The 24045-nt window shown below is 60.2% G+C and carries 17 protein-coding genes; 7 read left to right on the forward strand and 10 right to left on the reverse strand.

Annotation, left to right across the window (positions count from 1 at the left end; translation table 11 throughout):
* Positions 1-92 precede the first annotated feature (92 nt).
* Together BM229_RS00635 and BM229_RS00640 are read left to right on the forward strand one after the other, a co-directional pair.
* Positions 93-1913 carry an autotransporter assembly complex protein TamA gene (locus BM229_RS00635; RefSeq protein WP_093925785.1) on the forward strand — a complete coding sequence of 607 codons (1821 nt, stop codon included), beginning with the start codon at positions 93-95 and terminating at the stop codon, positions 1911-1913.
* A complete protein-coding gene (locus BM229_RS00640; protein WP_093925786.1) occupies positions 1913-6073 on the forward strand; it encodes a translocation/assembly module TamB domain-containing protein in 4161 nt (1386 codons plus the stop codon). The genes BM229_RS00635 and BM229_RS00640 overlap by 1 nt, the downstream gene beginning before the upstream one ends.
* 42 nt (positions 6074-6115) lie before the next feature.
* Here BM229_RS00640 and BM229_RS00645 read toward each other — a convergent pair whose 3' ends face one another.
* On the reverse strand, positions 6116-6652 hold the full coding sequence (locus BM229_RS00645; RefSeq protein WP_093927163.1) for a flavin reductase family protein: 537 nt from the start codon (positions 6650-6652) through the stop codon (positions 6116-6118).
* Between the two features lie 260 nt (positions 6653-6912).
* Between BM229_RS00645 and BM229_RS00650 the strand changes: the two genes are divergently transcribed.
* The gene (locus tag BM229_RS00650; RefSeq protein WP_093925787.1) at positions 6913-7419 is read left to right on the forward strand and encodes a DUF992 domain-containing protein; all 507 of its coding nucleotides are present in this window, start codon (positions 6913-6915) and stop codon (positions 7417-7419) included.
* Positions 7420-7486: 67 nt separating this feature from the next.
* Here BM229_RS00650 and BM229_RS00655 read toward each other — a convergent pair whose 3' ends face one another.
* From BM229_RS00655 to BM229_RS18160, 3 genes are all read right to left on the reverse strand, one after another.
* Positions 7487-8059 carry an MOSC domain-containing protein gene (locus BM229_RS00655; RefSeq protein ID WP_093925788.1) on the reverse strand — a complete coding sequence of 191 codons (573 nt, stop codon included), beginning with the start codon at positions 8057-8059 and terminating at the stop codon, positions 7487-7489.
* 60 nt (positions 8060-8119) lie between these two features.
* The gene (gene acs, locus BM229_RS00660; RefSeq protein ID WP_093925789.1) at positions 8120-10075 is read right to left on the reverse strand and encodes an acetate--CoA ligase; all 1956 of its coding nucleotides are present in this window, start codon (positions 10073-10075) and stop codon (positions 8120-8122) included.
* Between the two features lie 119 nt (positions 10076-10194).
* On the reverse strand, positions 10195-10341 hold the full coding sequence (locus BM229_RS18160; RefSeq protein ID WP_167360171.1) for a hypothetical protein: 147 nt from the start codon (positions 10339-10341) through the stop codon (positions 10195-10197).
* A gap of 85 nt (positions 10342-10426) precedes the next feature.
* Between BM229_RS18160 and BM229_RS00665 the strand changes: the two genes are divergently transcribed.
* The 3 genes from BM229_RS00665 (at position 10427) to BM229_RS00675 (ending at position 13569) form a co-directional block, all read left to right on the forward strand.
* The gene (locus tag BM229_RS00665; protein ID WP_093925790.1) at positions 10427-11443 is read left to right on the forward strand and encodes a C4-dicarboxylate TRAP transporter substrate-binding protein; all 1017 of its coding nucleotides are present in this window, start codon (positions 10427-10429) and stop codon (positions 11441-11443) included.
* 96 nt (positions 11444-11539) lie between these two features.
* Complete coding sequence (locus BM229_RS00670; protein ID WP_093925791.1) at positions 11540-12169, forward strand: TRAP transporter small permease subunit; 630 nt, start codon at positions 11540-11542, stop codon at positions 12167-12169.
* Positions 12169-13569, forward strand: a complete 1401-nt coding sequence (locus BM229_RS00675; RefSeq protein WP_093925792.1) for a TRAP transporter large permease — start codon at positions 12169-12171, stop codon at positions 13567-13569. Before BM229_RS00670 ends, BM229_RS00675 begins: the two co-directional genes overlap by 1 nt.
* A gap of 6 nt (positions 13570-13575) precedes the next feature.
* Here the strand turns inward: BM229_RS00675 and BM229_RS00680 are convergent, their stop codons facing one another.
* From BM229_RS00680 to BM229_RS00690, 3 genes are all read right to left on the reverse strand, one after another.
* Positions 13576-14682: an AI-2E family transporter gene (locus BM229_RS00680; protein WP_093925793.1), complete on the reverse strand. Its 1107-nt coding sequence runs from the start codon at positions 14680-14682 to the stop codon at positions 13576-13578.
* A gap of 115 nt (positions 14683-14797) precedes the next feature.
* On the reverse strand, positions 14798-17398 hold the full coding sequence (locus BM229_RS00685) for an AAA family ATPase (protein WP_093925794.1): 2601 nt from the start codon (positions 17396-17398) through the stop codon (positions 14798-14800).
* Positions 17395-18525, reverse strand: a complete 1131-nt coding sequence (locus BM229_RS00690) for a metallophosphoesterase family protein (RefSeq protein WP_093925795.1) — start codon at positions 18523-18525, stop codon at positions 17395-17397. The genes BM229_RS00685 and BM229_RS00690 overlap by 4 nt, the downstream gene beginning before the upstream one ends.
* Before the next feature lie 423 nt (positions 18526-18948).
* Here BM229_RS00690 and BM229_RS00695 point away from each other — a divergent pair, with 423 nt between their 5' ends.
* Positions 18949-21819: a hybrid sensor histidine kinase/response regulator gene (locus tag BM229_RS00695; RefSeq protein ID WP_093925796.1), complete on the forward strand. Its 2871-nt coding sequence runs from the start codon at positions 18949-18951 to the stop codon at positions 21817-21819.
* A 153-nt stretch (positions 21820-21972) separates the two neighbouring features.
* Here the strand turns inward: BM229_RS00695 and BM229_RS00700 are convergent, their stop codons facing one another.
* The 3 genes from BM229_RS00700 to BM229_RS00710 are packed head-to-tail and all read right to left on the reverse strand — an operon-like array spanning position 21973 to position 23995.
* On the reverse strand, positions 21973-22440 hold the full coding sequence (locus BM229_RS00700) for a phosphatase domain-containing protein (RefSeq protein WP_093925797.1): 468 nt from the start codon (positions 22438-22440) through the stop codon (positions 21973-21975).
* A complete protein-coding gene (locus BM229_RS00705) occupies positions 22437-22982 on the reverse strand; it encodes a histidine phosphatase family protein (RefSeq protein WP_093925798.1) in 546 nt (181 codons plus the stop codon). The genes BM229_RS00700 and BM229_RS00705 overlap by 4 nt, the downstream gene beginning before the upstream one ends.
* A complete protein-coding gene (locus BM229_RS00710) occupies positions 22979-23995 on the reverse strand; it encodes an MBL fold metallo-hydrolase (RefSeq protein ID WP_093925799.1) in 1017 nt (338 codons plus the stop codon). Before BM229_RS00710 ends, BM229_RS00705 begins: the two co-directional genes overlap by 4 nt.
* Positions 23996-24045 lie beyond the last annotated feature (50 nt).

Here is a 24045-nt window from a genome sequence, read left to right on the forward strand (position 1 = left end):
GCCGTTTAAAGGTGAGAGAATAACGCCCGTGTGCGGCGGGCAGAGCAGAACCGGCACGGAAACCGGGGCGACGGGATGCAGGAGGGTAGCGCGTGGCGCATCAAGGGCAGACTCAAGGGGCAGCGATTTATCTCGTTCTTGGACTACTTCTTGGCGGGGGCGCTGCTGCGCAAGCCGCAGAGCTGGCACTCACAGGGGTGGCTGAGGATTCAGAGCTTTATGCCACGCTGCGCGGTGGGTCCCTATTGGCCGAGCAGACGGATCAGGATGAAGATGCCGAACCGGCCACGCCGCAGGAACTGGTCGCAGCGGCACAGGCCGACTACGGCAGGCTTTTGGCCCTTCTTTATGACAATGGATACTTTGGGCCGACCCTGAAAATCACGCTTGATGGCGTTGATGCGTCGGCAATTCCGGCAGTTCAGCCGCCGCGCCGAATTGGTCGGGCGGTGATCACCGTCGATCCGGGGCCGAAATTCCGCTTTGGCTTGACCCGCATCGCCCCCGTCGCGCCAGAGACCGAATTGCCAGACGGCTTTGCCACCGGGGAAACCGCAAGCCTCGGCGTGCTGAAAGAGACCGTTTCCACCGGGATCAGCGGGTGGCGCGCCGTGGGCCATGCCAAGGCCGAATTGGCCGAGCAGGATTTGACCGCCAAACATCGGGAGCGTCTGATCGACGCTGATCTGCGCCTCGCTCCCGGCCCAAAGCTGCGCTTTGGCGCGCTTACCGTGACCGGAAACGAAGATGTCCGCACCCAACGTTTGCTCGAAATTGCAGGCCTGCCGGAGGGGGAGGTGTTCTCTCCCGAAGAGTTGGACCTGGCGACCGAACGTCTGCGCCGCACTGGCGCTTTTGACGCTGTAGCATTGATCGAAGCCGATCGGATCGGCCCCAATAACACGCTGCCGATCACTGCTCAGATCACAGAAGCGCCCAAACGCCGCTTGGGCTTTGGTGCGGAACTGTCTTCGCTTGAGGGGCTGACACTTAGCACCTTTTGGCTGCATCGCAATCTGTTGGGCGGGGCCGAACGGCTGCGGCTTTCGGCAGAGATTGAAGGCATTGGCGGGAACTCGGGGGGCGAAGACTATACGCTTTCGGCGCGTTTTGAACGGCCCGCGACCTTCAACGAAGATACAAATTTCTATGCGCTGGCGACGTTGGAGCAGTTGGACGAGGTGAATTACTTCTCTCGCCAATTGGACCTTGAAGCGGGGATCGAGCGGATCGCGAATGAAAACCGTACCTATTCCGCGGGCCTTGGTCTGCGCGTGGCGGAAACGGAAGACGCGTTTGGCACCAATAACTATACCTTGTTAACCCTACCGCTGGGCGCCGAATTTGACTATCGTGACAAAGAGTTAGACGCGACCGAAGGGTATTACATTGATGCCAGCATCATGCCCTTTGTTGCTGTCTCCGGCTCTGCAAGCGGGCTGCGAACCTATTTCGACGCGCGCTATTATCGGACCTTTGGGACTGAGCGTCCGGTCACCTTGGCCTTCCGGGGTCAACTGGGTTCTGTAGCCGGGCCAGACCTGTCAGAGGCGCCTGCGGATTACCTCTTTTATTCTGGTGGGGGCGGCAGCGTGCGCGGGCAACCCTATCAATCGCTGGGTGTTGATCTGGCCAGTGGCGACACCGTTGGTGGGCGCAGCTTCGCGGGCGTTTCGGCCGAGGCACGTGTTAAACTGACCGAGAAGATCGGCGTCGTGGGCTTTGCCGACGCGGGCTATATCGGTTCAGAAGAGTTCTATGACGGATCGGGCACTTGGCATTCCGGTGCGGGGCTTGGCCTGCGCTATGCAACGGGGATTGGCCCCATTCGGCTGGATGTGGCGGTGCCAACGTCTGGGCCGGAAGTGGATGAAGATTTCCAAGTCTATATCGGGATCGGGCAGGCGTTTTAATGCGACAGTTTCTCCAATTTCTCACCGCCAGCTTTGTCTACCTTGCCTGTCTCTCTCCGGCTTTCGCGCAGGATGATGACAAGGGCTTTTTGACGCGCACCATTCAGGACGCGCTTAGCGGGGCTGGGCGTACGGTCAGCATTGATGGTTTTGCCGGGGCGCTCAGCTCGGCTGCTTCTTTTGATCGGATGACCATTTCCGATGATGATGGCATCTGGCTGACGCTGGAGGACGTGGTGCTGGATTGGAACCGATCGGCCCTGCTGCGCGGTCGGTTAGAGGTCGAACAATTGACCGCCGGGCGGTTGGATGTTGATCGCCTGCCTGTCAGTGATGAGGTCGATCTGCCGGACGCCGAAGCCAAACCCTTCGCACTGCCCGATCTGCCAGTATCCATTGAAATTGCAGACTTTTCCGTGGATGAGATTAACCTGGGTGAGCCGATCTTGGGGGAGGCGGCGCAGTTGTCGGTCAAGGCCAATGCACGCCTGACCGATCAGGTCGGTATCGTCGATTTTCAGGCCCGCCGCACGGACGGCACACGGGGTGAGTTTAACATTCAGGCTGATTTCGACCGCACGGAAAGTGTCCTTGATCTGCTGTTGGAACTTACCGAAGACCCCGAAGGCATCGCCTCCAAGCTGCTGAATCTGCCGGGTCAACCGTCTGTGCAGATGTCGGTTAAAGGCGCAGGGCCATTGGATGATTTCGCCACCGATGTGACAATCGCCACCGATGGCGAAGAACGTCTAGCAGGGCAGGTGACGCTAGGCGCGCAAAGCTCTGAGCGTACGGGCGACGGACCGGACCGTCGAATTCAGGCCGACATCGGCGGTGACATCACCGCACTGCTGGCCCCGCGCTATCGTGAATTTTTTGGCGAAGATGTCCGTCTGGCGCTGGATGCGCTGTTGCAAAGCAATGGTGCTGTTGATGTCAGCAGCTTCACCCTTGCGGCGAATTCCGTCGATCTTGAGGGTAAGGTCACGCTGAACCAAGAGAAATGGCCGACACTGATCGACATTTCCGGCCGTATTGCCAACCCCGATGGCACCTCGACGTTGTTGCCCGTGTCGGGTGATGGCACGCGAGTTGAGGCTGTGACGTTGCGGGTGGACTATGATGCCGCGGATGGGGACCGGTTTGAGAGTGCATTTGACATTACCGGGCTGGACACTGGCGCGGTGCAAATTGCCGAAACCAAACTTGCCCTTGATGGGATCCTTGAGGGCGATCTGGGCAGCTTGGGGCAGTTCCTTGGCGATGTGACCTTTGCCACCGAGGGGCTGACGCTGACTGATCCGGCCAGTTCAGCGGCCATTGGTGACGCGATCACCGGCAGCGCCGAGATCCGTTTTGTCGAGGGAGAGCCGATTGAGATCAACGGTCTGACGCTTGCGGGCGAAGATTACGGTCTTACCGGTGAAGCGGCGATTGATGGTGTGGATGCCGGGCTGTTGACCCAGTTGAAGATGACGCTCGAAGCCAAGGATATCAGCCGCTTTTCGGCGCTTGCGGGCCGCGATATTTCAGGGGCCACGGCGCTTGCGCTGAATGGGTCCGTGACTCCCTTGGGCGGTATGTTTGATCTGGCAATTGCAGGTGGTACGGATGACCTGCAAATCGGTATTGAACAGGCTGATGCGGTTTTGGCGGGGCGTACCAGCCTAAGCATGGTGGCAAAACGTAATGAAACCGGGACCTTCCTGCGCGAGCTTGATCTGAAGAATGACGCGCTTGAGTTGACCGGCGATGTCGAACTGCGCAGTGAAGACAGCCGCGCCGCGCTCGATTTCGCATTGGCCGATATCGGTCTGGTGCTGCCACAATACGAAGGTCCAGTTTCAGTTAAGGCAACTGCGGTGCAAGAGGCGCGCGGTTGGGTTGTAGATGCTGTTACCGATGGCCCCTATGACGCCGCACTAACCGTCTCGGGCTTGGCCACGGGCGATAACGCGCAGATTGATTTTACCGCTGATATCCCCCGAATCGAAGATTTTGTGCCGGATGCCGACATTACCGGGCCGGTCATGGCCAAGGGCGATCTGCGCCAAACGCCGCAAGGCTGGCAGATCAATACAGACGCCAGTGGCCCGCTGAATGCGCAGGCGTCTGTCAGAGGGCTGGTTTCGCCCCGTGTTGATGTGGCCTTTGATCTGGCGCTTCCAGATATTCAGCCCCTCGTCCCGCAGGTTAACGGCGGGGTAGAGGCCAGCGGCACGGTGGAGCAAACCGATCAGGGGTTTGTCGTCGACACAATCGCGAGTGGCCCTTACGGCAGTCGCGTGTCGGTGGAAGGTTTGGCAACAGGCCCCGATATGGCGCTGAGTTTCGATCTTTCCGTGCCTGATGTCAGCCCGCTTGCCCCCGGCGTGAACGGCCCGCTATCGGCCAAGGGCAATGTCCGTCAAACAACTGACGGGATTGCCGTGGATGTAGATGCAAACGGCCCATATGGCAGTAGTGCCATGGTCGAGGGGCTGGTGACGGGAGAAGTGTCGCTGAAGTTCGACGTCTCTGTGCCGAACGTTAATCCATTGGTGCCAAGTGTCTCAGGGTCTTTCGCGGCCAATGGCACGGCGCGTCAGACGGATGCAGGTGTTGTGCTTGATGCCAGCGCAAGCGGCCCTTACGGCGCGCAGGCAACTGTCGAAGGGCTGGTGACTGGCCCCAACGCCGATGTCGATTTCCAGTTGAACGTGCCCGACATCGGCGCGCTGGTCGACCAAGTGAACGGCCCACTCAGTGTCGCAGGCTCGGCCCGGCGTGAGGGGGAGGCATGGCGGATTGACACCAATGCCAACGGCCCTGCTGGTACGCAGGCCAGCGTTGCTGGATTGGTGAATGCCGATGGCTCGCTAAACATTGATATTGCAGGCAATGCTCCGCTTGGGCTGTCGCGGCCCTTCCTCGCGCCGCGCAACCTGCAAGGGCAGGCGCAATTTGATTTGCAGATCAATGGACCAGCGGCGTTGTCTTCGGTCAGCGGGCGTATCTCTACGAATAATGCGACATTCACTGCGCCAAACCTGCGGGTCGCCTTGCAGGGGATCGACGCTGACATTCAGCTTGGTAACAACCGCGCACAGTTAAATGTGACAGGCCAAGCGGTGGATGGCGGGCAGCTTAACGTGGCCGGAGCGGTCACCCTGACGCCTGCCTTGCCCGCGGATATTAATATCGCTGTGCGCAACCTCGTCTATGCGGATCCAAGCCTTTATAGCACCACGTTGAACGGGGATTTGCGTCTCGCTGGCCCGCTGAGCGGCGGGGCGCAGATTACCGGTGTGATCAACGCGGGCGAGACGAATATTCAGGTGCCCGCGACGGGGTTGACCTCGATCGGGGACATCCCGCAGATCACCCAGGTCAACGCGCCAGCCGATGTTCTGGCGACGCGCCGCAAGGCGGGGCTCGATGGCGCCGATGCGGGTGACGATCCGACCGAGACATCCTCTGGCGCTGGTTTTGGGCTCAATCTGCAGATCAATGCGCCGAACCGCATCTTTGTGCGCGGCCGCGGGCTGGATGCGGAACTAGGCGGCGCGTTGAACCTCAGCGGCACCACCAACCGCATTATCTCTGCCGGGCGGTTTGAGTTGATCCGGGGGCGGCTGGATATCTTGGGCAAACGTTTCTTGCTGGATGAGGGGTCGGTTCAGTTTCAGGGTGATTTCATTCCTTATATCCGGTTCGTTACTTCAACCGATACCGAGGCGGGAGAGGTGCGTGTGATTGTCAGTGGCCCCGCGAATGAGCCGGAGGTTACCTTTGAATCAACCCCCGCCGCGCCACAGGATGAAGTGCTGTCGCAATTGCTTTTCGGGCGTAACATCTCGGAAATCTCGGCCTTTCAGGCGCTGCAACTTGCCAGCGCCGTGGCGACCCTTGCAGGCCGTGAGGGCGACGGGATAATCGGCAACCTGCGCGAAGGCTTTGGATTGGATGATCTTGATGTGACCACCACCGACGATGGCGCCACGGCGCTGCGGTTGGGGAAATATCTGACGGACAATGTCTATACCGATGTCACGGCGGCCTCTGACGGGACCGGCGAGGTCTCCCTCAACCTCGACATCAGCGAAAGCCTGACGGCCAAGGGCACGCTCGGCTCCGATGGCGACAGCAGCATCGGGATTTTCTTTGAGCGGGACTATTAAGAACGAGGGCGCCTAGCGGGGCACCCTTGGTTTCAGCGGCGCTTAAGCTTCGTCGCGTGGGGTAAAGCGGCCATAACGGCCTTGGTCAAACATCAACCCCGAGGCGCCGTCCTCGCGCAGCGCGGCCTGTCGGACATGGCCCAGGATCAGCGAATGATCGCCCGCTGCGTGCACCGCGTAGGTATTGCAGTGAAACCGCGCAAGGCAGCCTGCAAAAGTGGGCACGCCTGCTGCATCCTCGGTCCAGTCGAACCCGGCAAAGTCATGGCCCTGTGTGGCGAAACGCTGGGCCAATTCCTCTTGATCCGCGCCAAGTACATGAATGCAAAATGACGCCGCTGCGGTGAAACTATCGTGCCGCTTGGATGAAATCGCAGGCGACCACAGCACCAAAGGCGGATCAAGCGAGACAGAGGCGAAAGAATTCGCCGTCATCCCCATCGGGCCCTGCGTAGTTTTAACGGTGACCACAGTCACACCGGTGCCAAAACGCCCAAAGGCGCGGCGCAGAGCCGTGGCATCGCCGCTGTCGGGGGAGAAGGGGATCAGATCATCGTTCATAGCGACAAGCGGTGCCATGTGGGCGCCGATTTGTCCAGCGGTGCCGGCGCGTTGTATCGCCATCTTACTGCGCGGATATCCGTTGTTTGCGAAACCCAAAGGAACCCTTTCTGGGGGCGGGCGTTATGTCTGCGATGAGAGGCAACATCAGGGTCCAAGTGGCGTTGATGCTGGCTGTCGGAAGGGAGCGGGGCGCGTGATGTGTACCGTTCTACCGGGCACCCGAATGCCGTTCACAAAAGATAGGTGCGCAAGCTTGCACCGGAAAGTGACAGACAATGATGAATGCAACCAAACTGACCCTCGGCGCCGCCCTGTTGAGCGCCACCGCCTTTGGCTCCACCGCGATGGCCGATGACAATGAGACAGTCGATCACGCCGAAATCGGGTCGCTGTCTTGCGATGTGGGCGATGGTACCGGCTTTGTCTTTGGTTCTACCCGTGAACTGACATGTACCTTTAACCCCATCGAAGAAGGGCTCGAAGATGAGACCTATGTCGGTGAGATCAGCCGGTGGGGCGTCGACATCGGCAAAACCCAGAACGGCCAAATGTCTTGGCTGGTGCTGGCCCCGACCGAGCAGGAGTATTCCGAAGGCGGCTTGAACGGCAGCTATAAAGGTGTCTCTGCAGAAGCAACCGTGGGTGTGGGCGCCGGTGCAAACCTGATGACGGGTGGGTCCGAGAACACGCTGGCGCTTCAGCCGCTGAGCGTGAACACCCAGACTGGCGTTAACTTTGCCGTGGGCGTGGGTGAGATCAATCTGCAGCGCGTCGAAGGTTGAGCCTGAGCGATAGTTTTAAAAGACCTGGGCCGTCCCTTGGGGGCGGCCCATTTGTAAGTGCGAGACGTCAGAGCTTGGTCAGCCGGTCCCCACGCCGAACGGTGCCGTCCTGTACGATTTTGCACAGGACACCGCGCAACCGATGCGGGCGGTTTTCCTTTCGGTTGATCCACCGCAGGCTGTCTTGGCCATAGCGGTCGCGCCATTTGATGCAGCCGTTGTTGAACTTGTCGCTCACCTCCAGCACCGCCGATCCAGCCTGTAGCCGTGTGCCGACGGGCAGGTTCTCGTGGCCGAGGTCCATGTCCACGATCATCGTATCGCCCGGGTGGACCGTATGGTCGCGATCACGCCAGCAGAGATCTATCACTCTTTTAGACAGGATCGACACTTGTATGCGCGGGTCTGGGCTGCCGTCGGGCAGGGTCAGCCAAGGTTTCTCGGTCCAACGTTCGCCAAGGATGCCTTGGGCCACGGTCAGCTCCAGTTCATCACGGAAATCTCGCTCCCCATAGTCGGGGCGAAAGCAAAGCTCTTCGATCACGGCGCCATCCTTGGGCGCGGCGAGGATATCCGGCAGGGCGGCGTCACATTCCGCAGCGGAGGCGGGCGGCGGCACTTGGGGGGCGGTTTGGTCCATGTCTCTCTTTCTCATGCAACGCGGCGCGGGGGCAGGTAGCCGCCCGCGCCGCGCAGCGTGTCAGCGATTCATGCGGTTGTCGATCAGATCGTCCACCACGGTGGGATCCGCCAGCGTCGATGTATCCCCCAAGGCGCCATAGTCGTTTTCGGCGATTTTGCGCAGGATGCGGCGCATGATCTTGCCCGAGCGGGTTTTCGGCAGGCCGGGCGCCCATTGGATCAGATCGGGCGAGGCGATGGGACCGATTTCCTGCCGCACCCAGTTGCGCAGTTCGCTGCGCAGATCATCGGAAGGCTCTTCACCGCTCATCAAGGTGACATAGCAATAGATGCCCTGACCTTTGACGTCATGCGGGTAGCCGACCACGGCGGCTTCGGCGACTTTGTCATGGGCGACCAGCGCGCTTTCGACCTCGGCGGTGCCCATGCGGTGGCCTGAGACGTTGATCACATCATCCACGCGGCCCGTGATCCAATAGTCGCCGTCGGCATCGCGCTTGCAGCCGTCACCGGTGAAGTAATAACCGGGGTAATCCGCGAAATAGGTTTTCTCGAACCGTTCATGATCCCCCCAAACCGTGCGCATCTGACCCGGCCAACTGTCGGCGATGCAAAGCACGCCCTCGGCAGGGTTGCCCTCAATCTCTTTGCCCGAGGTCGGGTCCAGCACCACCGGCTTGATGCCAAAGAAGGGCTTCATCGCCGCGCCGGGCTTCATGTCATGGGCGCCGGGTAGGGGTGTCATCAGATGGCCGCCGGTCTCGGTCTGCCACCATGTATCGACGATCGGGCAGCGGCCGTGGCCGACGACCTCGTGATACCAGTTCCACGCCTCGGGATTGATCGGCTCACCCACGGTGCCAAGGATGCGCAGCGACGACAGATCGCTTTTGGTGACGAATTCTTTGCCTTGCCCCATTAGGGCGCGGATTGCTGTGGGGGCAGTGTAGAACTGCGTGACTTTATGCTTTTCGCAGACCTGCCAGAAGCGGCTGGCGTCGGGGTAGGTGGGCACGCCTTCGAACATCAACGTGGTCGCGCCATTGGCCAGCGGGCCATAGACGATATAGCTGTGCCCGGTGACCCAGCCCACATCCGCCGTGCACCAATAGATGTCGCCGTCGTGGTAGTCGAAGGTGACTTCGTGGGTCAGCGCCGCATAGGTGATATAGCCGCCGGTGGTGTGGACGACGCCCTTGGGCTGGCCGGTGGAGCCGGAGGTGTAGAGAATAAACAGCGGGTCTTCGGCACCGACTGCGGTGGGTTTGCAGGTGTCGGCGGCATCCTTGATCAGCGCGTTGTAATCCCGGTCGCGGGCGTCGTCCCACGAGACGTCTCCACCCGTGCGGCGTACGACAAGGCATTGAACGCTGGCATCACATTGCGCCAACGCCTTGTCGGCATTGGCTTTGAGAGGGGTGGCTTTGCCGCCGCGCGGCGCTTCGTCGGCGGTGATAACGACCTTGGCTTCGCAGCCGTTGACGCGGGCGGCCAGCGCATCCGGGGAGAACCCGGCAAAGACGATGGAATGGATCGCGCCGATCCGCGCGCAGGCCAGCATGGCATAGGCGGCCTCGGGGATCATTGGCATGTAGATGATGACGCGGTCGCCTTTATCGACGCCCAGATCGCGCAGCACATTGGCCATACGGCAGGTGGCACTGTGAAGCTCGCGGTAGCTGATGTGTTTGGCGTCATCCTCGGGGCTATCCGGCTCCCAGATAATCGCGGTCTGATCGCCGCGCTTTTCTAGATGGCGGTCGATGCAATTTGCGCTGACGTTCAACTCACCATCCGCGAACCAGTTGATGCTGACTGATCCAAGGTCAAAGTTGACATCGCGCACTTGGGTGAAGGGTTTGATCCAGTCGATCCGCTGCGCCTGTTCGCGCCAGAAACCGTCGGTGTCGGTGACGGATGCTTGGTACATCTTGTCGTAGGTCTGCGCATCCACATGGGCGCGGGCGGCCATGTCGGCGGATGGCGGATAGGTCTTTGCAGTGGCGTCGGACATGGTGGTTCCTCCCTAGATTTACGCGTCTTGCCACGGGGCGCGGGTCTCCCCTGCTTTCCGTGGCCTCCTCCTGAGCTGGATCATAACGGCCCGTGAAAAGAAGTGAATAAGCAACTGGATTACAAGGGCTTGCCTGTAAACGTTTTTCCCGTCTGCCGGGATGTCTGTAAATTTTCTTTGGCGAAGAAGCGATTAGTAAGATTTTTCAAAGCCTTGCCAGTCAAACTTGGCGCTACTGTCTTGCGGCTGTCGTATTTGCGCGGCATGACGGGGTTGGCAGGCCAGCCCCCGCGGGGTAGCCTGTGCGCCAATCCGCCCATCCAAGGGCGGCAACTATGGGAGAGAGCCATCATGAAAAAACTGCTGAGCGGTGCCGCCGCCTGTGCGCTGAGCGTAGCTTTTGTAAGCGAAGCTGCCGCGACCGAATGGAATGCCTCGGTCTGGGGCAAGCGCCGCGCCTTCACCGAACATGTGGAAAAGATCGCCGCGCTGGTTTCGGAGAAGACCGACGGTGAATTCACCATCAACGTCAGCTACGGCGGCCTGTCCAAGAACCGTGAGAACCTCGATGGTATCTCCATCGGTGCTTTCGAGATGGCCCAGTTCTGCGCCGGCTACCACGCCGACAAGAACCGCGCGATCACCGTACTGGAACTGCCGTTTCTGGGTGTAAGCAACCTCGAAGAAGAAGTCGCGGTTTCCAAAGCGGTCTATGACCACCCCGCCGTCGCCAAAGAAATGGCACAGTGGAATGCGAAAATGCTCATGACTTCGCCCATGCCACAGTACAACCTTGTCGGCACCGGCGATCCGCGCACCACGTTGGAAGATTTCGACGGCATGCGCGTCCGCGCCACCGGCGGTCTGGGCAAAGCCTTTGAAGCTGTCGGCGCCGTGCCCACATCCGTGACCGCGACCGAAGCCTATAATGCAATGGAATCGGGTGTCGTCGACACCGTGGCCTTCGCCCAGCACGCGCATCTGTCCTTCGGCACGATCAACAAAGCCGACTGGTGGACCGCGAACCTCAACCCCGGCACGGTGAACTGCCCCGTCGTGGTGAACATCGACGCCTATGAAATGCTGAGCGACGAAGAGCGTGAAGCGCTCGACAGCTCGGTCGATGAGGCGCTGGATCACTACCTCGCCAACTACGCGGAACTGCTGGAGCGTTGGGATACCGTTCTTGAGGAAAAGGGCGTTGAGAAGGTCGAATTCACCCCAGAGGTAATCGCCGAGTTCAAAGCCAAAGCGGCTGACCCTGCGCGTGAAGCATGGATCAAAGACATGGAAGCCCAAGGCATTCCGGGTCAGGAACTTTACGATCTCGTGATCGAAACGCTGGAAAAAGAGCAGGCGTCGAACTAAACCCTGCCACGCATGACTGTGAGGGCCGTGCGGCAAACCGCGCGGCCCTTTCGACTTCTGAAACGAAACAATCAGACTTTCTGAAAAGGAGAGCCGATGGCCGGATCATCCGCCGTGCTGGAGGACAGCAGCCTCCTCAGCCGCCTCGACCGGGGCCTGCTGAAGCTAGAGACCATCTTTGCCCTGATCTCGGGGATTGCCGTTTTCATGTTGATGGTGCTGGCCGTTTGGTCCGTGGGGGGGCGCAAGTTCTTTGCCACGCCGCTGGCGGGGTATGTCGACTGGATCGAAGCGGCCATGCCCTTCATCGCCATCATGGGCATTGCCTATACCCAACGTATGGGCGGGCATGTGCGCATGGATATCCTAATTGGCCAGCTGAAGGGCCGTGCGCTTTGGGCGGCGGAACTGTTGTCGGTGGTGCTGATCCTTTTGTTGATGCTGGCACTCACGTGGGGCGCTTGGGCGCATTTTGACCGCAGCTTTGATATGGCCGCCCCGATGTGGAGCCGCGACAGCTCGATCGACATCGGCCTGCCGATCTGGCCCAGCAAACTGGTGGTGCCCGTGGCCTTTGCCGTGATCTCTTTGCGGCTTTGCCTGCAAATCTGGGGCTATGGCCGGGCCTTGGTGCTGGGGCTGGACCGCCCCGTGGCCGTGCCGCTGGTGCAATCGGCGGCAGAACAAGCAATGGCCGAGGCCGAACAACTGGATGGACGTGACTGATGGATCCTATTGAAATCGGCCTTTGGGTCTCGGGCGGCATGCTGCTCATGGTGGTGCTTGGCATGCGGGTGGCCTTTGCCGCTGCAATGGCCGGGCTTGTGGGCCTTATCTGGATTTTCTGGGCCAAGAAGGGCATGGAGTGGGACCAGCTTGGCTGGGCATTGACCGTGGCAATCAAGACCGCCGGGCAGGTGCCGCACTCGAAAGTCTCGAGCCAGACACTCTCGCTCATCCCGACCTTCATCCTGATCGGTTTTCTGGCCTATTACGCAGGTCTCACCAAGGCGATCTTTGAAGCCGCGAAACGTTGGTTCGCTTGGGTGCCGGGCGGTTTGGCGGTTTCGACCGTCTTCGCCACAGCAGGCTTTGCGGCCGTGTCGGGTGCTTCGGTTGCGACGGCAGCAGTCTTTGCCCGCATCGCTATCCCCGAAATGCTCAAAATCGGCTATAACAAGCAATTCGCCGCGGGTGTCGTGGCGGCGGGGGGCACGCTGGCCTCGCTGATCCCGCCTTCGGCGATCTTGGTGATCTATGCGATCATCGTTGAACAGGACGTGGGCAAACTGCTGCTGGCGGGCTTCATCCCCGGTGCTTTCTCGGCGGTGGTCTATGCGGTGTTGATCATCGGCATCGCCATGATCTGGAAGAACGTCGGCCCGCCGGTGACCGGCTTTACATGGCGCGAACGCTTTGCCGCGTTGCCTGCCGCTCTGCCGATTGTCGCGGTGGTCGTGATCATCATCTTCTTCGTCTACAACCCCTTTGGCGATGCATGGGGCACCCCGACTGAAGGTGGCGCCGTGGGTGCGTTTATCGTCTTCTGTATGGCCGTCTTCCGTGGGATGCGTTTGGCGGAGTTGAAGGACGCGCTGTTGGAGACCGCCAAACTGACAGTGATGATCTTCACCATCATCTGGGGCGTCTTGATCTATGTACGCTTCCTCGGTTTCGCCGATCTGCCGGGCGCATTCGCCGATTGGATCTCATCGCTCGAAACCTCGCCTATGCTGATCCTGATCTGCATCCTGCTGGCCTATGCGGTGCTGGGCATGTTCATGGACGCCATTGGCATGCTGCTGCTGACCCTGCCGGTGGTTTACCCGGCGGTGATGGCGCTCAATGGGGGCGAGTTCGTCTCGGCCGCTGACAGTGCCTTTGGCATGTCCGGTCCGATGTGCGCGATCTGGTTCGGCATTCTTGTGGTGAAGATGGCGGAGTTCTGTTTGATCACCCCGCCCATTGGCCTCAACTGCTTTGTCGTCGCCGGCGTGCGCCCCGACCTCAGCGTGCAGGACGTGTTCCGCGGCGTAATGCCCTTCTTCGTTGCTGACGCGGTGACCATCGGCTTGCTGGTGGCCTTCCCGCAGATCGTGCTTTGGCTGCCGTCCCTCGCGGGCTAAGCAGGCTTAAGCAACAGGCTTGTCCGCGGCGGTTTCATCTGCCGCGGATGCGCCAAGTTCGGGGTTGGATTTATCTAGAAAATTCCCGACCATATTAAGGGCTGTGACATTCTCACAGATCACCTTGAACACCACGAGGAAGGGCACCGCCACCAGTGCGCCCGCAATCCCCCACAGCCAGCCCCAAAAGACCACGGTAAGGAACACGGCAACCGTGTTAATCTCTAGCCGTCTACCGACGAGGTAGGGGGTGACGAACTGGCCTTCGATCCCGGTTAGGATTTGATACCCGATTGGGGCAAGGATCGCGTAGCCAACGCTGTCAAATGTAGCAATGGCATAGGCGCCAACTAGTACGGCACCGATTACGCCGCCGATATAGGGCAGGAAGTTCAGCAAGAATGCGGCCATGCCCCAGACATAAGGCACCGGCAGGCCAAGCGCGAAAAGGTAAAGCCCGACAGAGATGCCCAAACCTGCATTAATGACAGTGATGGTCAGCAAGTAGCGCGAGACGCGGCGCTCAACGTCATAGACCGCTTTCAGTGCGCGTTTCTTGCCCGTGAATGTCTGGAAAGATTGCACCAATTTGAGGTAGAACAAATCGCCAGAGGCCAGCAGGAACAGAGCCAATACTAAGGCCACGGCCACTGTACCACCGATCCGCGCACCTGTGTTCATGGCGTTGTTCAGCAGACCCGGCTGCTTCATTACCACCTCGTCGGGGCTGCCGCCGCCATCTTCTGTGGTGATCTGTTCCACCTGTTCGGTCGCCGAGCGGACGTTCTCCACCGTTTGAACCCAGCCCTGTAGCTTGCGTCGGATTTCATTTCCCAAGGATGGAATTTCATCAGCCCAAGTGGCGACAGTACCCGCCGAGAGCCCTGCCAACAGGAAGATGATCAATCCGACAAAGCCAATCAACAGCACTGCACCCAGCGGGGCCGCGATGCCAAGTCTTTCCAGCGAGCGGATCAACGGGCTAAGTGTGAGAGCGAGGAGGAAGCCAAGCAAGATCGGCAGCAGTAGATCCTTGGCGAAATAGGCAGTTACGAAGAGGGCTATTAGTACCAACACTTCCAACAGCCGTCTGATCGCGGCGATATCGCTCAAAGTCTTCCCCCCAAATGCCCTGCGCAGGTGCTATCAAGGCAACGCGTGACAAAGGGAAAGGTTCATTCGACCCTAATAATAAACGCTCCGGTTGCGCGGGCAGTAGGCTGGGTGACTATTCTTTGACCATTTGCAGGCGCAAAGCCTGCCCCCCGAGCGCACGAAACGCCCGCTGTCGGCAGGTCAGTACGATGATCTGCATATCGCCCGCTTGTCGGTGAAGCGCGTCGAACATCCGCTCAATCCGGTCGTCATCGGTAAAGACCAGCGCATCATCCAAGATCACCGGCACGATGCGCCCCGCGCGGGCCAGCATTCGGGCAAAGGCAAGCCGCACCAGCAGCGCCACCTGTTCCTGCGTGCCGCCGGAAAGAACATCAATCGGCTCCTCCCGCCCACCACGGATTAGGGCATGAGGTAGCAGAGATTCTTCGCCCCACGTCAGTTCGGCGTCCGGCCAAAGCAGTTGCAGCAAGGGTTTGAGTTCTTTGACAATCGGGGTGAAATATCGCTCGCGTGCCTCGTTGCGCGCATCCTGCAAGGCGGCCTCTAGCCGGGTGAGCACGGCGACCTCATGCGTGATCCGTGCAAGTTTATCTTCTGCGGCCTGCAATTGCTCTTGGGTCTCCGCCAGTCGCTCTTCTACCGCGTCGCCGGATGCGCGGGTGATCCGTTCGCTGAGCCGGGCGAGCAGGGGGCGCAGGCGGGCAATCTCATCGCGGGCTTGGGTTTCTACCGATTCCGCACGGGTAAGGGCGGCCTGAAGGCTGGCCGCATCGGGTGCGTCTTTTGCCTTTTCGGCATGGGCAAGCCGAGCAGCCTCTAGCGCTGCCGCAGTGGTGACGGTTTGGGTGGCAAGGTCTTCTTCGGCGACGTCACCCAGTTTCGCCTGCTGCGCCTCTGCGCGCTGCAGACGGTCGGTAAGCGAGGTTAGCAGCGCGTCACTGCGCGCGGCATCGGCCTTGGCATCGGCCAGCGCTTCGGCTGCAGTTTCTCGGATTATGCGGCAGGCCTCGTGGTGGGTCTGCGCGGCTTGCAGGGCATTTTCGGCTGTTTCAATATCGGGTGCGTCGGTCTCGGTCGTTGGGGTCGGAATGGCGGCAAGCTCTTGGTGCAGCGCATCAATGCCGTTGGGCGCGAGGCTGGCCAACACGGCCTTTGCTTCCCCTTGTCGCGCGGCGGCTTCGGCGCGGGCGGCGGTGGCGGCGCGGGCCTCGGTAAGATTAGCCGCGCCGATTTGATCGAGGGCGGTTTGCAATTTCGCCGTTGCAGCCTCAACCGAGCCGTCCTCTTGCCCGGATGCCGCAGGGTGGATTTCCAAACTGCCGATCCCGTCGATCCGCAGCGTCGTGCTGCGCGGCAGGGGCAGGGCCGTCCCATCGGCTAGAGGGCCGTCATCGCCGTGGATCACGCCCGAGCTGCCGGACGCATAATGCACGATCACTTGGGTGGCGGTGGCATCGCGGGCGGCGCGGCTGGCGGAAAGTTCGGCAGAAAGGGCTTCAAGCCGTTGCAGGGCGGCAGTATCGGGGCCGGAGCGGGCTGCGGCTGCTGCGGTCTCCATCCGGCGGCGCGCCTCTTCGGCCTCTTTGATCCGTGCCTCTAACGCGCGGCGGCGGTCTGCCCCTTCCCGTGCGGCGACTGCACGTTGGGCGCGCCTGCGCTGGTCTTCGGCCGTCTGTAGGGCGGTGCGGGCCTCTTGTGCGGATACTTCAGCGGCCTCAAGTGCGGTGCGTCGCTCCGCCAACGCAGAACGCGCGGCGTCAGTCGCTTGTCGGGCACGGGTTTCTTCCGCGAGGGCGGCTTTTTGTTCTGCCTCTGCGGCGCGGTAGCTGTCCAGCCGCGTGGTGGCGCTTTCGGCGTTAAGCCGGGCAAGGTCCATGGCGCGAGCGAGGGTTTCGACCTCTTCGGCGTGGCGTGTGGCTGCGGCATGGGCGGCACGTGTCATTTCAAGTTTTTGGCGGCGCTCTTCTACGACATCGGGGGCTTCCAACTCTGCCAAGGCACGGCGGGCACGTTGCCGTTCGGCCAAGGCGTCATGCAACTCTCGCGCAGTGCTGGCGAGGTGATCGTGTTCGGCGCTGAGTTCCTCAACCTGATCTCGCGCCTCTTTCCATGGCCCGCCTGTGCGGGGACGCCCCGTAGCGGTGGCATAATGCGCAAGCTCGTCCCGGCATTGGGCCAAGGCTTTGTCCATGCGCCGCCCGCCGGTCATCGCCTCTACCTCGGCTCCGACCGAGGTCATGAGGTCACGGCGCGCCTCCAGCGCCAGTTTTTCTTCTTTGCCGGAGCCGCCAGTAAGCGCGGTCATCCCTTGCCGCACCCAGATCAACCCTGATGGTCCGCCCGCATCGCCGCCCAAAAGCTGCGCAATCCATGCCTCGGCTTCGTCTGCCTGCGCAATCAGGGTGCCGCTGCGGTGGACAGTGGCGAGAGGTTTTTGAAACCAGCGCTTAAAAATCGAAAAACGACCCTCGTCGGTTTCGACCTCAACGGTTACCTCTGGTGCGCCGCCCGCATGGGGGCGCAACGCAGCGACATCTTTGTCGCGCGAGCCGAAGGGTTTGAAAAATAGTGCCTGTATCGCGTCAAAGAGCGTGGATTTGCCGTGTTCATTCGGCTCGCTCAGCACATTGATACCGTCGCCAATGCCCACCACCTGCGCAGGGTCGGTGAAACGGCGCACGTTATTGAGGGTGATGGCGCGGATTTTCATGTTTTTGCCCCCTGCACATAGGCATGCAACCGGGCAAGCGCATCGGCGGCCACGTCACGCTCTGCTTGCGAGAGGGTCTCTGATTCCGCTTCGGACACCAGTGCTTCTGCCGCCAGACGCAACGCGCCACCGCGGTCGATCTCATCAAGGTCGCCCGCCTCATATTGTGTGGCCAGCGCATCTGTCACCAGATCGAAATGCGCGAAATCCGGGGCGCAGGTTTCGGCTGCGCGGGCAAGGTCGGCGCGATCCGGCAGGCCCGCCCAGCCACGCGCCGTGACGCGCAGCAGGTGATCCCGGCGGCCCGTCGTGGGCAACAGGGCGTTCAGGGCCGCAGCGGCGTCTTGCCTCGGGTGGAGCGCAAGCTCGGCCTCTGACCAAAGAAAACTCCCGGTCTCTATCTCTTCGACCTTTGGTGCGGCCCCCGGGCCTGCGATATCGACGGCAAGACAGACACCACGTTGCCCATGTTTGAACCGATCCTGTTCGGGCGTGCCGCAATAGTGCACCCGTTCAGACACCGCCATGCGCCCGTGCCAGTCGCCAAGCGCAAGATAGTCCAAACCCGCGCGGCGATCCCGGTCAGGCGCAATTGCGTCGCCGCTTTCGGTGAAATCTGTGACCCCACCATGGGCCAAGCCGATCCGTAGGTGGCCTTCGGGGCTCTGCATCTGATCTAGGGGCGCGCTTGGATCACTCGCCCCGGCGCGATAAGCCACGGGGCAGGGCAGCAGCGTGATGCCCTCGGCCATCTCAATAGCGGCAGCATCGGTCAGGGCGCGCAGGTTGGTGGGTGCGTCACGGCTGATCACATCCCACAGGGGTTCGGCATCGCGCAGATTGTCGTGGTTGCCGGGCAGGATCCACCATGTCACCTCTGGCGCTTCGCCCATTGCGGTCAGGGCCTGCCGCACCACGGCGGGCGAGGGGGTGGCGGTATCGAATGTATCCCCTGCCAGCAAGACATGCGCGGCACCGCGATCACGGGCGGCTTGGGCAAGCTTTGTGATCGCCCCATGCCGTGCCTCCATCAAACGCCCGCGAATATTGCCATCGGGTGGCTGCGGGATATTCGCGAATTTGCGCCCAATGTGCAGATCAGACGCGTGGATGAAGCGGAATGTCATACGGTTGTCCTGAATTGCTTAGGGCAGCACTCTGTCAATATGCGGCGAATGGCAAAGGTTTTTCAGATGCGGGGCAGCATCGGGCAGAGGATCTCCCCGGTCCATTCATCGCAAACTGAGCGCGGAGTTCAAGACGTTGTAAAATGCGTATCGAAGGCTGGTGCGGTCCTGCATTCGAGCTATATGAAATTGGCCCGCGTTCAAGAGGCAGTGGATTTACTCTGCCATGATCCAAATGTATCTGAGCTTTGATAACATGCATAACGCCACCCGAGAGTCGCCGACGCGGCATTGTCATTGGTCTGTGCCACCCTCGGCGCGAGGGCTGACACGGGTTCTTGCCTGCCACCAAAAAGCAGGATTGAATGCGCAGCAACGGTCTCCAACCCATATTTCCTATTTAGAAATGTAGATTTACACGCAATGAACCACGATTTTGAAAAGATTCTCCAAGCCGCGCCTTCGCCCTTTGTGCTGCTGGATCATGAACTGCGGGTGGTTTGGGCGAACGATGCTTATCTACAGGTCACAGACCGTCAGGCAGACAAGCTATTTGGCAAGATCCTGACCGAAGAATTCCCCTCTGACCCAGACAGCGAGTCAGGGCGTATGCTGCGCGGGTCTTTTGAACGCGTGTTCCGCGATGGTATCGCTGACCATCTTCCTGTCATCCCCTATCCGATTTCCGACGCTGATGGCAAAAGCGAAGACCGCTATTGGAGCGCGACGCATACTCCGATTTTGGGCGCTGGCGGCGAGGTTGAGTTCATCTTGCAGCACACACAAGACATCACCGACATCTACAACGCCGAAGCGCTGTCGGACGGAAATTCAAATTTGGCTCAAACAGATGTGCTGCGCCGCGCCCATCTGGTCACACGCCAGAACCTTGAGCTTGATTCAGGCATTAGTCTTTTCAAGATGATCTTTGAACAAGCGCCGAACTTCATGGTCACCCTGATGGGGCCGAACCATGTGTTCCGCACAGCCAATGCGGCCTATATGAAACTGGTCGGTCAGCGTGATTTGATTGGCAAACCACTGAACGAGGCCTTGCCGGAACTCAGGGGGCAAGGCTTTCCCGAAATGCTTGATGAGGTTTACCGCAGCGGCAAGGCCGTAACCCAACGCGGGGCCGAAGCGTGGTTGCAGCGTAGCGCCGAGGGGCCGCCAGAACGCGCCTTTGTGGATTTTGTGTTCCAGCCGCTCGACAATGTGCGCGGCGAAACCATCGGCATTATGGTGCAAGGCCATGATGTCACAGCTCAAAAGATGGCCGAAATGCATCTACGCGAAGCGGAAGAACGCTTTCGGACCATGGCGCATACCATGCCTGTGCATGTCTGGACTGCTACGGCCGACGGGCATTTGGATTGGATCAGCGAACAGCTTTATGCCTACTCCGGGGCGGAAAAAGGCAGCTTGGCGGGGGACGCTTGGCCGACTATCATACACCCCGAAGACCGCGCGGCCTCAATCGCCGCATGGGCCGATGCGATCAGATCCGAAACCATCTATGAGACAGAGTTCCGTCTGCGCCGCGCGGATGGGGCCTATTGCTGGCATCTGGTACGGGCAGCACCGATTATGGATGCGCAGGGCAATCTATTGCGCTGGGTCGGGACAAACTCAGATATCCACGAGCAGAAAGAGATGGCACGCGAACTCGCCAATCTGAACAGCACGCTGGAAGAACGGGTGGAGAAGCGCAACCGCGAGTTGGAAGAGCTTCATGACCGTTTGGCGCAAAGCCAGCGGGTCGAGGCAGTCGGTAATCTTGCCGGGGGCATTGCTCATGATTTCAATAATTTGCTGCAAGTTATGACCGGCAGCTTAACGATGGCCACCCGTGAACTCCCGGCCGAGATCCCCGCACGCGGGCGGATAGATGCTGCCATGCGGGCGGTCGAACGCGGGGCGTCGCTGTCATCGCAACTGCTGGCTTTCAGCCGCCGTCAGCCGCTGCAACCCCGATCGATTGATTTGCGCGACCTGTTGACCGATATCGATGATATCATCCGCAGCGCCTTGGGCGAAGGGATGGCGGTCGAAATAGACGCAGCCGACGCGCTTTGGCCCGCCTATGTCGACGCCGCCAGCACTCAGAACGCCGTGCTGAACCTTTTGATAAACGCGCGCGACGCGATGGAGGGGCGCGGCAAGTTGAAGATCGCAATCGCGAACCGTCATTTCGGTCCAAAAGACCTGTTGGGAGAGCCTGACATGATGGCCGGCGATTACGTCGAGGTTAAAGTCATCGACCAAGGGCCCGGCATTCCTGCTGAAACATTGCCCAAGGTCTTTGATCCATTCTTTACCACCAAGCCCGTGGGGAAAGGCACCGGGCTGGGGCTTTCCACAGTCTATGGATTTGCACGGCAATCGGGGGGGCGGGTCACAATTAACAGTCGACCCGATATCGGCACCTCTGTGGTGCTGTTGCTGCCACGCGCAAAATCCGCGGCAGAGCCTGTGCAATGGCATGATCCGTCAGATATCGTCGGCGGGACCGAGACGGTGCTGTTGGTCGAAGATGACGCCGAGGTGCGCGATGCCACAGCTGCCTTGCTGTCTGATCTGGGGTATCAAGTCCGCACCGCCGAAGACCCGTCCGCCGCGCTGAAAACCGTGCGGCAAGAGCCAAAGTTCGACCTTCTGGTCTCTGATGTGGTGATGCCCGGTGAGCTAAGCAGCCGCGATATGGCCGAAACCCTTCAAGCCGAACGGCCCGATCTGCCCATCCTATTCATCTCAGGCTATTCGCGCGATTCGATTGTGCGCGATGGCAAAGTCGATGCCGGGGTGCAGTTCCTTGCCAAGCCTTTCACCAAGGATGCTTTGGCCATCAAGGTGCGCGATGCGCTCACTTCTGTGCCAGCGGCTGCAACCGCGCGTGGTGAAGAGCGGCCTAACAATGCCTGCCATGTGCTGCTTTGCGAAGATGACGCGCTGATCCGGCTTGATCTGGCGGATATACTGCAAGGCATGGGCACGGAGGTGACCGAAACCGCCTTTGGTCAGGAAACATTGGACAAGCTGGAAAAGGAACAGTTTGACGTGTTGCTAATCGACGTGGGCCTGCCTGATATCTCTGGCGAAGAGGTCGCCACCCGCGTGCGCAAGCAGCACCCCGATATGCCGATCGTCTTTGCCACGGGCCAAGCCGAAGTACCCGTCGCTGAGACTTTGGGCCGCTGCGCCGTTGTGCAAAAGCCTTTCGGAGACCGCGACCTTGCCCGCGCTTTTGCGAGTTTGGGGATTTTGCCTCAAACGGAAGCGGCCGACGCGATGTAGTGCTACGCTGTTAAGGGGGTGCAGCACATCTGGCTCACATCGATTTTTCGATCGCGGAACCCTCTTAGACGAACCGATAGAACGAACCATGCGTGGGAGGAGACAGAAGGGGGGACCTAAACATTGTGCAAAAGGTCCCATCTTCTCACCCTTTCAAAAGTCCCCCGGCGCACATTGTAGGCACACCAGCCCTTCGCCGCGCCATGCGTCGACCACAGAGCTCCGGTCGTCGATTACCAGCCAAGGCTTGAAACCGTCCGCGTTCATCTCTTTTAATGCGCGGCGCTTTACTTCGGGGTCGGTGGCTTCGTCTTGATCTTCGGCGCGGAGGTATATGCCGTCGAAGGGCAGGTCATGTTTGCGCAGCCATGCGATTGTATGGTCAGCCCAACCCTTTGGTCGGCCAGAGCAAATCAGAATGGTCTCACCGCTTTCTTTCAACCGGCGCATCAATTTTGCGACCGGGCCAATCAGTGCAGCATCTGCCATTGCAAGGTGAAAGTCATCCCAGTGCTTTTCGACGCCATGAACAAGATGGCCCAGCCGCTCTGCGTCGAACTCGGCAAGGGTGCCATCGACATCGAAAACCACACATGGGGTCGCTTCTGCTGCTTGGGTCATAGGGTCTTCTCCATCATTTGTTCGCCTGTTTTTTCAAACAAAAGCGGTATTGCGTTGGGGGGGCGTTGGCCCACATCGCCTGTTGTCCAGAGCACGCGCGCGGCGCGGATGATGCCGGAGTGGCAGACCAAAACAGGCAATGCCGCCGGAGACGCCGCGCAAATCTCTAGGATCGTTGTGTGCACGCGCATCAGCATGTCGGGCCAGCTTTCGCCTTGGTCTGGCGTGTCTTCTCTGACGGGTTGCTCGCTCAAGGGCTGCCCTTCGAACACCCCCCAGTCACGCTCGCGCAAACCGTCGTTTAGCTTAACCGCTCGGCCCGGAAAGGCGAGTTCTGCGCTGTGCTGGGCGCGTGACATCGGGCTGGCGAAGATCGCTATCGATTCCGGCCATGTCCTGTGTGACAGGGTGTGCGCCTGATCGCGGCCCAACTGGGTGAGCGGCACATCCGTTACCCCGGCGATGATCTCGTCTGCGTTTGCCGTCGTCTCGCCGTGGCGGATCAGGCAAAAGCTGCGGGATGGTAAAGTCGTGGCGGTCATAGGCGCACCCGGTCGTGAAAGAACACCTCAGCATCGAGCCCTTCAATCAGGTAATCTTCGGGCTGGGTGCAGAACGCGGGGGCAAAGCGTTTGGCACCTAGACGGTTAAGCATTTTGATTTGATCGCGCAGCGGCGGGTGGACGTTCCAACGCTGGAAATATCCGCCCGGCACGCTGCAAATACCCCGCGCATGGGCTGTCATGTGGCCGGTGAACACGACATGCGCGTCGCGCCCCAGACGCCCGCTTTCGTGCCATGCCCGTACATAGCCCCAAGCAGCACCGCCGTCGGCATTAGGGGTGTCGCAGATCAGAAACCGTGCCTGCTCCATCGGGCCGCGGTCCAGCAGCGGGGCGATCAGATGGGCGTCGGCGCTCACGGCACCGCTGCTGAGTGCTCCGCGCAGCGTGTCTTGGCATTCAGGGTCCAGCATCACGCTTTCACAGCCGTAGCGCCGCACCAGATGCAGCGCCATTTCGCCCGCGCGGCCAGAGGGGGGGACGGGCAAAAGTACCTGACCCTCGACTCTATCCAACAGGGCATTCAACGCCTCGAACCGATCCGATTGTGGTACGTCATCAAGGTGATAAGAACAGTCCAAAATCGCGGTCGCCGCAGGGGGTGGCACATCAAAGGTGAACCAATCGGATTCCTCTGACCAGTCGCCAGAATAAAACAGCCCTTCGCCCAGATCAAAGTGGAACCAGACGCCGCCCATTGCATGGCCGTTGCGCCCGGTGGTCAGGGTGACGCCATTGATCGCCGTCTGCCCCTGTTCGGGCAGCAGATGCACATTGGCCGCAGGGGGCAAGGCTTTGGCCGTTTGTGCCGTGGCATAGATCGGCAAGCCCGCCTCAACCGCATGAGACGCGCCGCCGATGTGATCGATGTGATCGTGGGTGATGAACACCGCCTCGGCCCCTTCGAGCCATGCAGGATCGAAATGCGCATTGGCTTCGGGGCCAAAACCGCAATCAAGCAGCCAGATCCGATCATCCACGGTCAATTGCATGCACGCAGGGCCTTTGTCCCCGATGCCGGAAAGTAGTCGTATGCTTTGCA

Source organism: Sulfitobacter dubius, from assembly GCF_900113435.1.
Lineage (GTDB): Bacteria > Pseudomonadota > Alphaproteobacteria > Rhodobacterales > Rhodobacteraceae > Sulfitobacter > Sulfitobacter dubius.

What these genes read in the sequence shown, in the direction of transcription:
- BM229_RS00665 (WP_093925790.1), top strand. Translation starts at nt 10,427, where the DNA reads ATGAAAAAACTGCTGAGCGGTGCCGCCGCCTGTGCGCTGAGCGTAGCT.
- BM229_RS00710 (WP_093925799.1), bottom strand. Translation starts at nt 23,995, where the DNA reads ATGCAATTGACCGTGGATGATCGGATCTGGCTGCTTGATTGCGGTTTT.
- BM229_RS00670 (WP_093925791.1), top strand. Translation starts at nt 11,540, where the DNA reads ATGGCCGGATCATCCGCCGTGCTGGAGGACAGCAGCCTCCTCAGCCGC.
- BM229_RS00650 (WP_093925787.1), top strand. Translation starts at nt 6,913, where the DNA reads ATGATGAATGCAACCAAACTGACCCTCGGCGCCGCCCTGTTGAGCGCC.
- BM229_RS00640 (WP_093925786.1), top strand. Translation starts at nt 1,913, where the DNA reads ATGCGACAGTTTCTCCAATTTCTCACCGCCAGCTTTGTCTACCTTGCC.
- BM229_RS00685 (WP_093925794.1), bottom strand. Translation starts at nt 17,398, where the DNA reads ATGAAAATCCGCGCCATCACCCTCAATAACGTGCGCCGTTTCACCGAC.
- BM229_RS00700 (WP_093925797.1), bottom strand. Translation starts at nt 22,440, where the DNA reads ATGACCCAAGCAGCAGAAGCGACCCCATGTGTGGTTTTCGATGTCGAT.
- BM229_RS00690 (WP_093925795.1), bottom strand. Translation starts at nt 18,525, where the DNA reads ATGACATTCCGCTTCATCCACGCGTCTGATCTGCACATTGGGCGCAAA.
- BM229_RS18160 (WP_167360171.1), bottom strand. Translation starts at nt 10,341, where the DNA reads ATGCCGCGCAAATACGACAGCCGCAAGACAGTAGCGCCAAGTTTGACT.
- BM229_RS00705 (WP_093925798.1), bottom strand. Translation starts at nt 22,982, where the DNA reads ATGACCGCCACGACTTTACCATCCCGCAGCTTTTGCCTGATCCGCCAC.
- BM229_RS00655 (WP_093925788.1), bottom strand. Translation starts at nt 8,059, where the DNA reads ATGGACCAAACCGCCCCCCAAGTGCCGCCGCCCGCCTCCGCTGCGGAA.
- BM229_RS00675 (WP_093925792.1), top strand. Translation starts at nt 12,169, where the DNA reads ATGGATCCTATTGAAATCGGCCTTTGGGTCTCGGGCGGCATGCTGCTC.
- BM229_RS00645 (WP_093927163.1), bottom strand. Translation starts at nt 6,652, where the DNA reads ATGGCACCGCTTGTCGCTATGAACGATGATCTGATCCCCTTCTCCCCC.
- acs (WP_093925789.1), bottom strand. Translation starts at nt 10,075, where the DNA reads ATGTCCGACGCCACTGCAAAGACCTATCCGCCATCCGCCGACATGGCC.
- BM229_RS00695 (WP_093925796.1), top strand. Translation starts at nt 18,949, where the DNA reads ATGAACCACGATTTTGAAAAGATTCTCCAAGCCGCGCCTTCGCCCTTT.